The organism is Photobacterium sanctipauli (assembly GCF_003026495.1).
GTDB classification, from domain to species: Bacteria; Pseudomonadota; Gammaproteobacteria; order Enterobacterales; family Vibrionaceae; genus Photobacterium; species Photobacterium sanctipauli.
Genome location: NZ_PYMA01000003.1, coordinates 424,436 through 439,446, shown reverse-complemented (window position 1 = coordinate 439,446; position 15,011 = coordinate 424,436). Strand labels below are relative to the sequence as shown.

Here is a 15,011-nt window from a genome sequence, read left to right as displayed (position 1 = left end):
ACTGGCCAAGCGCTCATGAAGGATGTAGAAGCGTTCTCTGATTGGTGGGAGCAGAACTCTGATCGCCTAGGTGGTTCGACAGACATTGGCTTTGATGAGTTAAGTCAATTGGGCCAGCGATCGGTTCAAATGGTCAATGTGAAATCAGGTAAAGAGCTGGGTGTGCCGATGGGTGAAACCATCCGTATCCGCAGTAAAAGTTCTGGTGCCCAGCGTACGCTGGAAAGCGAGGGTGCATTCCTAGGCGGTGCCATGATTCAGGCTGCTAAGCTGCAAAACCCGATCACGGTTGATAATCAGAATAACCTCTTAAACCGCAGTATTGCTGATCCACAACACTACTACGGATACCACTGGGGCGCACGTGTACCACTAACAAAGCTGGCTGAGCAAAAAATTCAAGCCATGTTAAGTGATGTGCCTGATTCGGTTATCAGCTTCTCAAGCGGATTGATTGAAGGGTTATCGAAAGATGATGCTAGTAAGTTTACTGCCGCGCTGTTCAAATTATGTCAGCAAGATGCGCCGCAAGGTATGCGACAGGGAATGTGTAAGCCATTCGAGAACTGGTACGAGACGGGCAATGATCCAAGCTTGATGGATTACTATTTCGAGATAAACCAAGTCGATAAATACTATAACTTTGGCCCGTCTGTTGAGTCGAAGGGACTTGCGCGTCAAATGGGGATGCCGATCAACGCAGGCATCGGTTGATAACAGCAATAATGCACCGCACATCAATGTCACATTCGGTCACGATGCTGGCGTTATTGGCCTATCAAGCGCATTGGACTTGATGGTGACAACGGGTACCAATGAAGAACGTATGGCAACCTTCATGCCATACAAAGACTTCCCGATGGGTGCAAACATTGCGTGGCAACTGTTTAAAAACAGTGATGACAAATACGCGGTAAGAATGCTGCATAACGAACGTATTGTTAATTTCCAGATTGATGGCTGTATGGATACCGAGTTGTGTGAGTGGGATAAAGTGAATGAATTCTATGCCCAGCCAGAATACTCAGTAATGCCCGAAAGAGTGCCTGAACCTGGAAAAGAAAAGGAAACCAAGAAAGAAGAGCTTGTCACTAATTTTTAAGTAACCCTTTTTTATTAAATCCCTCCTGCTTGGCAATTTTATTGTTGCTGAGTAGGGGAACTATTACCTTTTACCCTTACTTTTATAAGTGCACTAATTATGATTAATAACGCGAAAAAAATAGTTGTTCTATCATCATTATTATCTGCGCCTGTATTGGCTGACTATGTCGAATTTGGTGCGGAGCTGGAACGTTATAATAGCGAATACTCTGGCGATGATATTAATATGCCCTACGTGGGATTCAATGTTACCCCTTTTGCTAATTCCCCTTTTAATATCTCAGGTCACTCAAGCTATGCTGCCAGGTTGGAAGAAGCCAGTAATGGCGGCAACCGTAACCGACAGGAATTCTTTATTGGCTACCGCTGGGATTTTGGTGATCTAACTTTTGCGCCAACGGTAGGTGTCCGTCATGAAAGCTTTAACTCTGGGACAGATGTTAAAGAGTACCGTATCTTCCCAGGGCTGACTTATAACCTCAGTGATGAAAGCAATATTTATCTCGGTGGTTTTGTTGCGCCAGTGTCGGCTAACGATAGGGATCGTTCGGAAAATAACTCTGGAAGCCTAGAAAGCTACACCGACTGGAAGCACGAGTTGGAGCTAGGATACTCGAGCAAGCTGGCTTCGGGTGACAGCTACAAGGTGTCGTTCTACAACGAATATCAAAATAAGTCTGATATCGTGCGCGAAGGCGCTGAAGACAACCGCAATGAACTACAGCTTCGCTTGCAATATCAATATCAAGCGTCATCAGAGTTCAGCGTGAAGCCTTGGGCTCGCATTGGCTTGTACCGTGAGAAAGAGGATGCCAATGGTCAAATTAAAGAGGACATCAGGCATCGTGCGGGCTTTGATACCAGCTACAAGTTTAATCAAGATTGGAGCATGGGCACCCGCTTATACGCACAAATGGAAGAGCGCCATGATTGGGATGGGACGTCAAACGAAGATAAATGGCGTTACTACTTTAAGTTCAGCATTCGCAGAACGTTCTAATCCTGAAAATATAATTTGATACAACAGTATAAATATAGAGAGGCTACTCATATGCGCTTCCATACATAATAAGTGCTTGTTAGAAACAGAAAGTAGCCTCGCTTATTTTCTGGCAGAAATTGTCAATTGTCTTTTTAAAAAATTCATCAATAGCTCACAAAACGGCACCTTACTTTGCAGCTCGTTATTCCCGCCTCACAAAAATAGACATTTTAGGTATGTCTGGATGGGGTTCTGAAATAAACTAGCTACGTCGAGTTAGCGTGTGTTTGTACTCAACAATATAATGTAAAAATATAGGCAGTGAATAACATGGAAACATCTCAAGTAGCTGAAAAGGTAAGCTGGAAGACCAAGATGTCTTTTGGTTTAGGTGGCTTTGGTAAAGATTTTGGAATGTCGGTAGTGAGTATTTTATTGCTCTACTACTACACGGATGTGGTTGGTGTCTCGCCTATTTTTGTCGGTACGGTTTTCCTTGTTGCCCGTGTATGGGATGCCGTCAATGATCCTATGGTCGGTTATATTGTTAATAACACCAAAACTCGCTGGGGAAGATACAAGCCATGGATTTTCTTGGGTAACTTGCTGAATGCAGGATTTACCATTGCGCTATTCTCTGCCCACCATTTTGAAGGCACGTTCCAGCTTGTTTATATTGCTGTGACCTATATCGGCTGGGGGATGACCTACACCATGCTGGATGCGCCGTTCTGGTCTTTGATCCCAACGATCACCCTTGATAAGACCGAGCGTGAAAAGCTGATGCCGTATCCGCGTTTGTTTGCATCGGCGGCCTACTACTTTGCCAGCGGCATGGGGATTGTGGCCGTTAATAAGTTAGGTCAGGGCGATGATGCCTATGGTTTCTTCCTGTATGCGGTAATCAGTGCGGTGTTGGCTATTCTAAGTGCCACAATTACCTGTTTATGGACAAAGCAAGCTGTTAAAGATGAAGTCAGCGATAAGAACAAAGTAAACATCAAGGAAGCGGTGAGTTACTTGTTTAAGAATGATCAGTTTGTCGCATTGTTGTCGGTAGCATTGGTTTTCTATATTGCTAACGGCTTCTTTAATGGCCTGCACCTGTATTTCTACAAGTATGTATTGGGTGATGAAACCCTATTTTCTACTTTCATGGTATTAACAGGGGTCTTCGGCATTATTTCCATTGTGCTATTCCCTAAAATGACCTCAATCGTAGGTCGCTCCACTTTGTTTGCAGCAGCTCTGCTTCTTCCGGCGGCATCATCTGTGGTGCTTTATATTGTGGCGACCTATGCCCCGACAAGCCAGGTCTTGATTATCTTTGCTGGCGCGTTGGCGGGTGTCTCGACTGGGCTTTACTGGCTAATGCTGTTCTTGATGATTGCCGATACGGTGGATTATGGTGATTGTACGCTGGATGTGCGTTGTGAAAGTGTGTGCTATTCCGTACAAACCTTTGCTGTTAAATGCTCAGGTGCGCTAACTGGTTTCCTTGTCGGTGCGGCACTGGCGTTTATTGACTATGTACCTAACCAAGCCCAAACCCCGGAAGCGGTAATGGGATTGAAACTGCTTTACCTTGCCCCTTCTTTGCTTTGTGTCGTGGCCTACTTGATGTACCGCAAGTACTACAAGCTCAATGGCGACATGCTTGATTCTGTTCAGCACCGAATGGAAGCCAAATACAGTGCATCGATGTCGTAACTATTCGATGGCGTGATTTGTCGATGACGCCAACCTAACAGAAATCAATAATTTTATTACCAGCTTGGATAAGCCGAGCTGGTAATTGTAAGTATTAAGAAAAGAAATAACACGTGGAGTTCACAGGAATGACCGAGAACCTTGTTCACCTAACCAGCAAAAATACCAGTTTGGTGATTAAAACCAGCCAACATATTCCTGAGATTTTGTACTGGGGTAAAAAGTTACCTGAGCTTGATGATTTAACCCCCTTAATGGCAACGTTAGACCGACCGATACCGCAAGGGCGTATAGACAGCGATACTGTGCTATCGCTTTGCCCTGAATTGGCGGGCGGCTTGTTTACATCTCCTGGCTTGGAAGGGAGTCGCAACGGCCAGCATTGGGCACCAGCATTTCATTTTGATGAGCTGGTTTCTGATGGCGAAAGCCACCGCTTTGTTTGCAAAGACCCACTGGCAGAGCTGCAGCTTGAGTTCATCCTTAAGTTGAGTAAGGCAACGGGTGTCTTGGAGTACGATATAGCATTATCGAATGTGGGTGAGTCTGACTACCAACTGCAACGATTATCCCATACCTTGCCTCTGCCAGCTGCGGCACGCGAGCTGATGTATTTCCACGGCCGTTGGACCCATGAGTTCCAGACTAAGCGCATGAGCTTAGAGCAAGGCGTATTCACGCAGGAAAATCGCCGTGGTCGTACTTCCCATGAACGTTTCCCTGGCATGGTTGTTGGCCAGGCTGGCTTTAGTGAGAGCCAAGGTGAAATTTACGGTTTTCACCTTGGTTGGAGTGGCAACCACCGCCTTCATGCCGAGGTCATGAGTGACGGCCGTCGCTTCCTGCAATCTGGTGAGTTGTTGATGCCGGGTGAAGTAACCTTGGCAGCAGGTGAAAGTTATACCACGCCTAAACTATACGCTTGCTTTAGTTCGGATGGTCTTAATGGCATGAGCCAGCGCTTTCACCAACATGTTCGCAATAACATTATCCGCTTTGCTAACCCGGAAAAGCCCCGTCCTGTTCACTTGAATACTTGGGAAGGCATCTATTTTGATCACGATCCTGAATACATTGTCGAAATGGTGAATGCTTCGGCAGAGCTGGGTGTCGAGCGATTTATCATTGATGATGGGTGGTTCAAGGGCCGTAACCATGACAGGGCTGGGCTTGGTGATTGGTATCTTGATGCAGAGAAGTACCCGGCGGGATTGGCTGCAATTGTCGATGCGGTGAAAGCCAAGGGGATGGAGTTTGGTATTTGGTTTGAGCCAGAAATGGTGAACCCTGATTCAGACCTCTATCGCGCCCATCCTGATTGGGTGCTAAAAACTGACGGCTACCACCAAGTAACAGTGCGTAACCAATACGTGCTCAATTTGCAGCGTCCAGAAGTCTTTGATTATCTTTTTGAGCGAATGGATGCTCTATTGAGTGAGTATGATATCCGCTACATCAAGTGGGATATGAACCGTGAGTTGGTACAGAGCACCCACAATAACAAAGCGGCTTACCATGGCCATGTAGACGCTTTTTACCGTTTGATTGATCAGCTAAAGCTCGCGCACCCAACGCTGGAAATTGAAACCTGCTCGGGGGGCGGTGGCCGCGTTGATTATCAAGTGCTAAGCCGTACCCAGCGCTTCTGGGCATCGGATTGTAATGATCCGCTTGAGCGCCAAGCGATCCAAAAAGGGGCGAGCTACTTCTTCCCGCTGGAAATTACCGGGGCGCATATCGGCGCAGGGCTTTGCCATACAACCGGCCGCCAGCATAGCGATGGCTTCCGTGGCATGACCGCCTTGTTTGGCCATATGGGGGTTGAGCTTGATCCTGTTAAGGCAACCAATGAGGAAAAGGCGACCATGGCGAAGTACATTGCGCTGCATAAGTCATTGCGCCAATTGCTTCACTCTGGTGATCATTTCCGTTGTGATACCGCCCACCAAGGCACTCAAGCATGGGGCGTTGTAGGTAAGGACAAACAAGAAGCCGTGTTTATGTTCACCCAGCTTGAGCTGGCTGAGTACGCGCTTGCAGCACCATTGCAGATCCCTTGCTTGGATCCAAGCAAGCAGTACCAAATCACCTTGCTTGAAAATAGCTCCTCGGATATCTACATGAAAAAGCTTCCGCAGTGGATGTCTGGCGAAGCCATTGCGTCAGGTGCGCTGCTCGAGCAAGTTGGCTTGATGATGCCAGCCATTCAGCCTGAGAGTGCGATCTTGGTGAAATTGACAGCTGTCTAAACTTTACTTTAGGGTCACTAACAAAAGCTAAGCCAGAGCAACTGCTCTGGCTTTGTTTATTTGGCTTACCATAATTTCCAATAAATGGTGAACAATGAGCCAATCAGCAATAACCCGCCAATATTAAACTCCCGAGATGTTCGGTAAACAGAGTCTTTCAAATCGATAACCAACCCGTTTATTGTCAGGTTTGGTGCCTTGATACAGCTCATCAGCATAGCGCCACTACAGATTAGAAATACGATACCGGTACGATCGAGGTGCGGTAGATCCGGCAGCGCTAAGCGGATCACCAAACTGGCAGCCACCGATAAGAACAAGGCAATGATCGCCCCGTTAGAGGTCGCTTTCACCCACAGGATGCCAAACAGGAAGATTGTTAGCATACCCGGCATAACAAAGCCGATGAACTCTTGAATGAATTGGTAAGCTTGATCCATGCCAACCAGCATTGGCTGTGCAAGTGCCGCTGACAAGCAAGCTGAAGTAAGCATGAATACCTTTGCTGCGAACATCGATTCTTTGTCTGTTGCTTTAGGTCTTAGCCGCGCTTGGTAAATATCAACGGTAAAAAGTGTTGCCGCTGAATTAAGCAAAGCAGATAAAGTGGAAATAATCGCAGCGGCCAGTGCGGCTAATACAATACCCTTGACTCCAGTCGGGATGAAGTTATTAATCAGCCACGGATACGCTTTGTCGGCGGGAGTGAGTAATTGCGTATCTTTAGTCAGGATATAAGCAGCAATACCTGGAATAACCAAAATGATTGGCATAAACAGTTTTAAGATAGCGGCAAAAAGTAATCCTTTTTGTGCTTCTCGGGTGTTTTTGGCGGCGAGAGTATTTTGAACAATGAATTGATTAAAACACCAACCAAAAATACAGATCACCCACATACCACCAACTAATGTCCTGCCGCCGGGGATATACTGAAAGTTCGGGTTGTCCTCGGAAATTGCAATTGACATATGCTCCGGCGCAGTATCTTTCATTATCGCTAAACTATGCCAAATAGAATCGGTTTGAAGGTGCTCCGTTACGGCCTCCATGGCAAGCCAAGTGGTAATCAGCCCAGCGATCACCAAGACGGTCACTTGAATGAAGTTAGTCCATGCTATTGAGGCGAAACCACCCACGAACGAATAAAGTAGGGCTATTGCCATCATGCCAACAATGCCGTAGCCCAAGGGGATACCCATAATGGATTGCAAGGCGAGTGCCCCCATATAAGAAACGGCAGTGAGGTTGATAAACACATATACCACGACCCAAAAAGCAGCAAAGAGGGTTCTTATTCGGCTGTCATAGCGTTGCTCCAAGAATTGGGGCATGGTTAAGATATTGTGTTTGATAAAGTAAGGGACGGTATATTTGGCGGCGAGCAAAATGGCTGGAATTGCGACCCACTCCCAACTCGAGATGGCGATTCCCATGGCGTAGCCTGAGCCTGTAGTGCCAATTAATTGCTCGGCTGAAATATTGGCGGCTATCATTCCGGTACCCACTGCCCACCATGGTAGTGAATTACCGGCTAGGAAATATGTTTTCGCGTTTTTGCTGCCTCCTTTTTGTTTTCCAAGATAGGTTCCAATAATAACAATGAAGCCGATATATCCGGCAAACACTGCATAATCAAGTGTACTGATGACATCTATCATAGCTGCTCCTATTAGCTTTGATAATTAAGCCTTTTTAACAAGGTGATGGGTTGATCAGTGTGACGTTGAAGCGGTGTTCTAAATATTTCTATTGTCTTTTAGTTCTTGCCTTCGATTTTATTGATGGCATTAGGTGTGATCTTATTTTTTGTAACTGTCTTCCTTGTTATTTGCTAATTCGTGTTAGCAAGATCATATAGCAAAGGTTGAGCTACTGTTATGAGCTTGTTCACATATTTTTGATGTCGCTTTTAGGAGGAATGCATTATTAATGAAATTCCGTATTAGGAATATTCGCTGAATATAATAGCGAAAGGGCAAAATCAAATTTAGGCCAGTTGGAAAGACTCGTTAATATTTATGTAAATTAGAAATAAAAAAGCCTTGGAGTGACTCCAAGGCTTTTGGTTTAATCGTTCGATGGGGGCTTATTTATACGCAAGCTCTACCATCTGGTGGCCTTCAAGCTTCGGTACGGTGAATTCGATTCTGCCATCAATATATTCAAATTCGATTTCTTTATCTTCAGGTACCAAGCGTACGGACTTAACGTCATGGTTGATATTTACCGAAACACCAAGTTGGTGAAGTGGAATAATATCTTCGATGATCAGGGTTTCGTCTGATTTGCTTTCAGGAATGTAGTGCAATAGGTGAACAACCGCGCGGTCGAGTTCGCTTTGCTCGTTAATGGCACTGATAACACTCTTAGGGCCGGTGTGCTTAAGTACTGGCTGCGGTAATAAGGTATCAATCGCATTCAGAACAAGGCGCTTCACCCAATATGGTGCGTTCTGGATGTACTGGCCAAACACTGGGTGCATGAAGTAGATAACGTTGTTGTTTTTAACGATACCCGGGTAGCCAGCTTCTCCCGTTGATGGTGCGTGCATGTGAGAGCAGAAGTGCTCCCAAGTACGGTTGAAGTACGGTGTATAGGTGTCACACAGTACCTCGCTACCTGAAAGTGCTTCAACTTGAAGTCCTTTTTGGTACATCACATGCTCTGTCTGGCGCAGGCCTTGGCCGATGTAGCCTTCAGGCTTAAGGAAGTCCGGCGAATATGGGGCATCGCCGATCAGCTTAACGCCGAAGATGTCGCTGGCGAATTGATCGCCGGCCGGAGTCAGGCCGCCTTTGTAAGACGCTAGGATCTTACCGCCATTGTTGCAGTAGTTTTCTAGGCGCTTGGCCAGTGTTTCATCCAGTGGGAGATCATCAGGCAGGATGATCAACTTGTAGCTTTCAAGCTCTGACTGGGTGTCGATAATATCGAATTGCTGGCCGCCTTCGACCAGTATTTTGGTGACGCCACGCAGCGAGTCAGGTTGATCATCAAAGCGGGTAGCCAAGTTAAACTCTTCTGGGTTGAGCACCGCAATGTCAGTAATGGCCTTGGCACCTTCACACCAGGCTTCTTTTTGTTCAACTTGCGAGTAGACGTTGCCAATCAACTCATAAGTTTCAGGAGAAATTAGGCCATTCGGGTGGAGCTGATCACCAATCGAACACTTGGTGTTCATCGCCAGCATATGGAAGATTTCGTACTCAAGTGACGCCTGGTTCTTGAACGAGTGGAAATCAGCCCAAGAAGTATGGAACTTGCCTGTCATGCCAAGTAGTTCCTTGCCTAGTGTACGGGCGTAGCGGACAACAACAGGGAAGTGGTCGTAACCCCATTCGCCACTTGGTAGCGATTCGGCTTCAAGGTGGTTGTAGCAATCTAGGCTGCTGCGCGAGCTTGGTGCAATGTGGCCAGCGTTGTAGAAAATCTCGCAGTCAGGATCCAGCTCGCGAATGAAGGCACTTAGATCGTGCTTGAACTCGTTGATCATCTCAACGGCAAAATTGATACGCTGCTCTGGATCAGAGGCATCCAGCCCTTGTTTTTCCATGTCGGCACGACACCAACGGCAAGAACAGTCATTCAGGCCAACAATATCAAGGAACAGGCCATCAACAGGGACATGGTTGAAGACGTCTGCTAAGTGGTCTTTCAGGAAGTCACGGTATGGGCTGTTAACACATAGGCTATGGCGGAATGTGGCGTCATAAAGTCCAGCCGTCGGTTTGCCTTCGCTATCGACAATCAGCCACTCAGGGTGCTGCTTGGAGGTGAACTCATCCCATTGGATGGTGGTATAGATGTTGGCTCGGATCCCGCGCTCATGTAATTCCTTTACCTGCTCGACAAGCAAGTTAGGGTTGGTGAGGTTTGGATGAATACGCTCAGGGTGAACCGTGGAGTTAAAGTACATGAGACCATGGTGACAGCGAGAGAAACAGCATACAGAGTTAACCCTTGCACTCTCAAGCATGTCAGCGAATGCCTTGGCATCAAATTGCGAGGCGATGCCCGGAATTTTTCCGCTGGTATGAAAATCAAGGTGAATTTGGCGAAAAGGTAGGTGTCCCATTAGAAGCTCCAGTTATTATTTTGCTGCTATCATCTAACTCGACGTAGCAAATTAAGTGTAAACGTCTACATCCTAGAATCTATGATGTAGATCCCTATTCTTTACTTAGGCTATTGGTTAAATTTCTTAGACTTGATGTTCTTCACAACGTTGGCTATTGACGCTGGATCAAAGCCGAAACTTGGCATTTAAGTGGCATATAGATCTTGCGGATCAAGGTAAAGTTTGCCATTGACCATTGGCATGGCTTGTAGCCGAAGATCCCGAAGTAAGTAATGATCAAATAGCCGAACATCGGCACAATAAACGACAGGTGGAGCCCGGAGTGATCAGCGACGATTGCTTGCAGCATTGGCCACGCCGCGCCGCCTATCCCGGCCATCACCAAAATTGCCGAGGCTTTGGCAATGTGGGCACCCAGGTTTTTCAGAGCAAGTGAGAAGATCACCGGATACATTATTGAGTTGCACACCCCGATGGCGATTAGCGCAGCTGCACCGATAAAGCCAGGTAGCATAATGGCAGTAGTGAGCAACCCGATAGCGATGATGGCATTCATGATGAGCAAGTGGCGAGGGTTGAACCAGCGGAACAGCTGGCTACCGAGTAGCCTGAAGACCATCGACCCTGCCCAATAGAAGGCAACCAACTTACCCGCAGATTCTAACCCTGCGTTACTCACAGCAGGATCGGAGATATAGCCGACAATGAAAGTGCCGATACTGACCTCGACCCCGACGTAGCAAAAGATAGTGGCAACACCCAGCACAAAATGGCGGTTAGCCCATAGCGAGCCTGTCACTTCTTCGGATTGAGTTTCTGTTGCTTGTGTGTTCTCTGGAATGTTCTCGCGGCTAATTAAAATGGCGATAACAATGGTGACAGCGGCACAGGCGAGGTAGGGCAACTGTAGTTGCTGTATTGACGCCTCGGCTGAGCTTAACACCACACTAAATAAGGCAATGCTGGCGATGTAAGGTGCGAGTGTGGTGCCCGCCGAATTGATAGCGGATGACAGGGTAAGCCTGGATGCCGCCATTTTAGGATCGCCAAGCAGCACCACGCATGGATTGGCCACCACCTGCAGTGAGGCAACACCAAGTGCTGTAATGAAAATCGCAACCAGTACTGCTGCGTACGAAAATGCTTCCGTTGCCGGAACGAATATTAGGCAGCCGGAAAAAATAACCAGTAGGCCGCGTATCAGGGTTCGCTTATATCCCCAGCGGCGGATCAAAAAGGCGGTTGGTAAGCAGGCAATAAAGGGAGCCAGATAAAACGCCAGCTGGATCAACATTGCTTGGGTATAACTGAGCTGAAAGTGCTGTTGCAAATATGGCACTAATAAGCTGTTGAATGAGGTTAGAAATCCCCACAGAAAATAGACACAGCTCAGCAAAATAAAGCTTCGCTTAAAAGCATGTTGAGGCGTTTTCATGGCTAATTGCCCTAGCTATTACAATTGAACAATAAATAAGGGTGAACCGTAAAATAAGCTGGTGGCTTTATTTACGGTTAAGGTATTGCCGCCATCATTGCGATGGCGGCTTTGGGGCGGAGTTAGTCTAAGTTAATGCCGCCAGCAACGTGGACACGCATATTTTGAGTCAGTGATTGGGCAACAAAGGCCTTAACAACGTCATCGATATGCTGCTCTGGGACATACGCCACAGAGATGTGGTTACTCTGGTGGCCGGCCATCAGATCATCTCGGCCTACACCGTCAAGTACACAGTTCATAAGCGGCCACTCTTTGGTTGTGCTTTCCAAGCGGCGTTGGAATTCTTCTTGCGGCAATTCAAAAGCGGTACCCGTACCGATGTGCATGTGAACCTCGGTGCCTTCGTAGTGAGCGCGTGCCCAAACAAAGCGACCGGCCTTACATTGGCCGCCAATGCTTGAGCCCCCCAGAGGGAAGTACATGGCTGGCTGGCGATGGCCAATGGCACCGGCGATACCACCTTTGATATGCTCGAAAGGTACCGACCCAGAAATCTCGAAGTCCCAGTAGAAAGTGCCTTCAAACTCGCTACCCCAACGGATATCGTGCAGCGTGGTTTCAGATGGCAGGTTGAAGCTATCTAGCAGGCGGTAAAGCATGGTTTGCGGGATAGCGGTACCCATATCAACTTCGTTGATGCACGGAATCGGCTTACCAGCTTGGATGATCTCGCCGTTGTCGTTGCTTACAGGGAAGCGTTCGCTGGAGCCGATAGCCCCCTCGGCAAAATCAGAAGCCGGACAGCAATCCTTCAGGCCCTGCTGGTACTGGACCCCAACACTCGTAAGGCCAAAACGGTCGGTAAATTTCACCATGGCGATCAGCATGGCACACTGCTCTAGTACTTGCTCGCGAGTCAGTTCCGTTGCTGCATCTTCACCGAAGTTGAACGTCATACCCTTATCGATGTACCACTGCAAACATTCTTCTTTCACCGATTGTGGCACCAAGCTCATTTCATGTAGCAGGGCAGACTGGGACAGGGCTTCGATAGGCATACCGATATTGGTCAGAGACTCTTGCGGGAAGACACCATTCATCATGCCCATACAGAACATATCGAATAGACCCATGATTTCTTTGTTCTTAAGAATATGCTCACCAACTTGCTTGCCTTGTTGGCCAGCTGCCGACTGCATTACCGGGTGAGCTTTGGTGATTTCCTGCAGGTAGCTGGTATCGTGTTTCAGCTCGCCGCACTCCAACCAAGTCTGCAGGCCGGTGTAGAAGAACGCATCATCGAAATTTTCTGACCATAGTCGGCTGTGTGGCTTGCCTAGGCTATTTAGGGTACCTGCCATGCAAAGGGCGCCAACAAGGCCTGGCCACGTACCGTCGAAGTTAGCCAACAACAGTACCGGACCTTGGTGATGAACCAATGATGGCGCGACATGGTGAGAGTATTGCCATGCCGTCATCAGGACAATGATTGGGGCTGTTGGGTCGATACCTGCAATGATGTCTGAACCTTCACGCTGGTTGCTGATAAAGCCGTGGCCAGACTCTGCTTTGACCGGGTGGGCGCGGCGCATACGGTAGCCGAATTGTGTTTCCAGCACATTGGCTAGTTTGGCTTCGAATTTTTCCTGGATTGGCCAGCAATTTTGGTTGGCGCTATCGCGCAGGTCGCCATTGGCAATAACAAAGACTTCTTTGTCAGCCAAAGATTGAGGTGCTTTTGATTGTGGTAACTGTAGAGTTAAAGTAGACATTAATCTATCTCCAGACTTATTCATTCGTTTTACTTGGTTTTAAATTCGCTCATGATGGCGTCGTAGCGTATTTGGTCTTCATACAACGCATGGAAAACCTGGTACTTGGCATCATGGAATGCTTTGGTGTGAGGCTCCGGCTGGATCACCTTGCCTTCAGAAGACATGGCTGCCATCGCATCGGTTAAGTGTTCGTGTTCTTTGCATGCTGTAGCGGCCAGCATTGCCGAGCCTAAGATCACGGCTTCGTCTTCGGTGCTGAGGACAATTTCGCAACCTGTCGCATTGGCATGTTCACGCAGCCATAGTGGGTTCTTGGTACCACCGCCGCACATGTTGATGCGCTTGATAGCGTGGCCGGCCTCGTTCATGGTTTCGATAATATGGCGAGTACCGTACGAGACCGACTGGATCGCTGCCATGTATTGGATGGCTAATTCGGTTAGCCCCGCATTAAGCGTCAGCCCGCAGACCATTCCTTTAAGGTGCGGGTTCGCCCGTGGTGAGCGGTTGCCATGGTGGTAGCCCAGCATGTGGAAGTTGGCCATAAAGTAAGGGTCATTGGCTTCCAAAAGCAGCACTTCGTTATTGAGCAACTCGTATTCGCTGCAGCCTTGCTCTTCCGCCATCGCGATAAGCTCGCCATAGAATGCGTGGGTGCGGATCACATGATCGATAAGCGCACCTGCGGCAGATTGACCACCTTCGCTCAGCCACATATCTGGCACCATGGCATCCCAGTAGGGACCCCAAACCCCTTTGACATAAATCGGCTTCTTGCTGACTGCCATATGGCAAGAGGATGTACCGCCGATAATGGCCAGGGTTGATTCTGGTTGCTTGCCGATAATACCAACGCCGCCTGCGTGGGCATCAATCATCCCGACAGCGACAATCGTGTTGGTGGTTAGCCCCAGTTCATTGGCTGCATTGGTTGTGAGCTTGCCTGCCGGTGTTCCCGGTTGAACGATGGCTTGGCCGATCTTGCCTTCATTTAGCAGATCCATTAGATCGAGTTGCTTGAACAAGGCTTCGTCCCATTGCTTATCATGGGCAAGGTAAGTCCATTTACAGACTTTGGTGCAAGTACTGCGGATGTCTTCGCCGGACGAGCGGTAAACCAGAAAATCGGCCAGATCAAAAAAGCGCGAAACTTGCTGGTATTGTTCGGGTAAATGGCGCTTCAACCATTTCAGCTTAGGTAGCTCCATCTCTGGGCTGACTTCGCCGCCAACAAAATCCAATACTTTGCTGTTAGTTGCGTTGATCTCTTTCGTTTCAACCAGCGCACGGTGATCCATCCACATGATGATGTTTTGCTGAGGATCCCCTGTCGGTGATACCGAGACAGGTTGATCTTCTGCATCAAGCGCAACCAGCGAGCAGGTGGCATCAAAACCAATGCCTTTCACTTGATCCGGTTTGACGTTGGCGAGCTGGACAACCGTTTTCACCACGTGACAAACCTGCGCCCAAATATCGTCGGATGACTGCTCAACAAAGTCTTTTTTAGGACGGAACTGCAAGATGGCACTGGTGCTTTGCGCCAGTTTCTTTCCTTTTGCGTCGAAGAGCCCTGCACGAGCACTGCCTGAACCAACATCAACGCCGATGTATAAATTTTCCATTGCTAAGACCTATTTGCTAACACGACTTAGCAAAAGCTATCACGATCATT

10 protein-coding genes are annotated in these 15,011 nt (G+C 47.8%); 5 read left to right on the top strand and 5 right to left on the bottom strand.

Features of this window, described 5'->3' with window-relative positions; genetic code table 11:
• The first annotated feature begins 15 nt into the window (after window positions 1–15).
• The 5 genes from C9I98_RS08145 (at window position 16) to C9I98_RS08125 (ending at window position 6,045) form a co-directional block, all read left to right on the top strand.
• Window positions 16–714 (top strand): hypothetical protein, encoded by a 699-nt coding sequence (locus C9I98_RS08145; protein ID WP_036819584.1) that lies wholly within the window; start codon window positions 16–18, stop codon window positions 712–714.
• Window positions 671–1,102 carry a histidine phosphatase family protein gene (locus tag C9I98_RS08140; RefSeq protein ID WP_146153863.1) on the top strand — a complete coding sequence of 144 codons (432 nt, stop codon included), beginning with the start codon at window positions 671–673 and terminating at the stop codon, window positions 1,100–1,102. Before C9I98_RS08145 ends, C9I98_RS08140 begins: the two co-directional genes overlap by 44 nt.
• A 99-nt stretch (window positions 1,103–1,201) precedes the next feature.
• Complete coding sequence (locus C9I98_RS08135) at window positions 1,202–2,104, top strand: TonB-dependent receptor (protein WP_036819588.1); 903 nt, start codon at window positions 1,202–1,204, stop codon at window positions 2,102–2,104.
• 312 nt (window positions 2,105–2,416) lie between these two features.
• Complete coding sequence (melB, locus tag C9I98_RS08130) at window positions 2,417–3,796, top strand: melibiose:sodium transporter MelB (protein WP_036819592.1); 1,380 nt, start codon at window positions 2,417–2,419, stop codon at window positions 3,794–3,796.
• A 128-nt stretch (window positions 3,797–3,924) separates the two neighbouring features.
• Window positions 3,925–6,045 (top strand): alpha-galactosidase, encoded by a 2,121-nt coding sequence (locus tag C9I98_RS08125; RefSeq protein ID WP_107271834.1) that lies wholly within the window; start codon window positions 3,925–3,927, stop codon window positions 6,043–6,045.
• Window positions 6,046–6,110: 65 nt separating this feature from the next.
• Here C9I98_RS08125 and C9I98_RS08120 read toward each other — a convergent pair whose 3' ends face one another.
• The 5 genes from C9I98_RS08120 to C9I98_RS08100 form a co-directional block, all read right to left on the bottom strand.
• A complete protein-coding gene (locus C9I98_RS08120; protein WP_107271833.1) occupies window positions 6,111–7,703 on the bottom strand; it encodes a sodium:solute symporter family transporter in 1,593 nt (530 codons plus the stop codon).
• Between the two features lie 428 nt (window positions 7,704–8,131).
• The gene (locus C9I98_RS08115) at window positions 8,132–10,120 is read right to left on the bottom strand and encodes an alpha-amylase family protein (protein WP_107271832.1); all 1,989 of its coding nucleotides are present in this window, start codon (window positions 10,118–10,120) and stop codon (window positions 8,132–8,134) included.
• A gap of 154 nt (window positions 10,121–10,274) precedes the next feature.
• Complete coding sequence (locus C9I98_RS08110; protein WP_051902217.1) at window positions 10,275–11,558, bottom strand: sugar MFS transporter; 1,284 nt, start codon at window positions 11,556–11,558, stop codon at window positions 10,275–10,277.
• Between the two features lie 122 nt (window positions 11,559–11,680).
• A complete protein-coding gene (locus C9I98_RS08105) occupies window positions 11,681–13,333 on the bottom strand; it encodes a signal transduction protein (protein ID WP_036823279.1) in 1,653 nt (550 codons plus the stop codon).
• Between the two features lie 29 nt (window positions 13,334–13,362).
• Window positions 13,363–14,961 carry an FGGY-family carbohydrate kinase gene (locus C9I98_RS08100; RefSeq protein WP_036823277.1) on the bottom strand — a complete coding sequence of 533 codons (1,599 nt, stop codon included), beginning with the start codon at window positions 14,959–14,961 and terminating at the stop codon, window positions 13,363–13,365.
• Window positions 14,962–15,011: the final 50 nt, after the last annotated feature.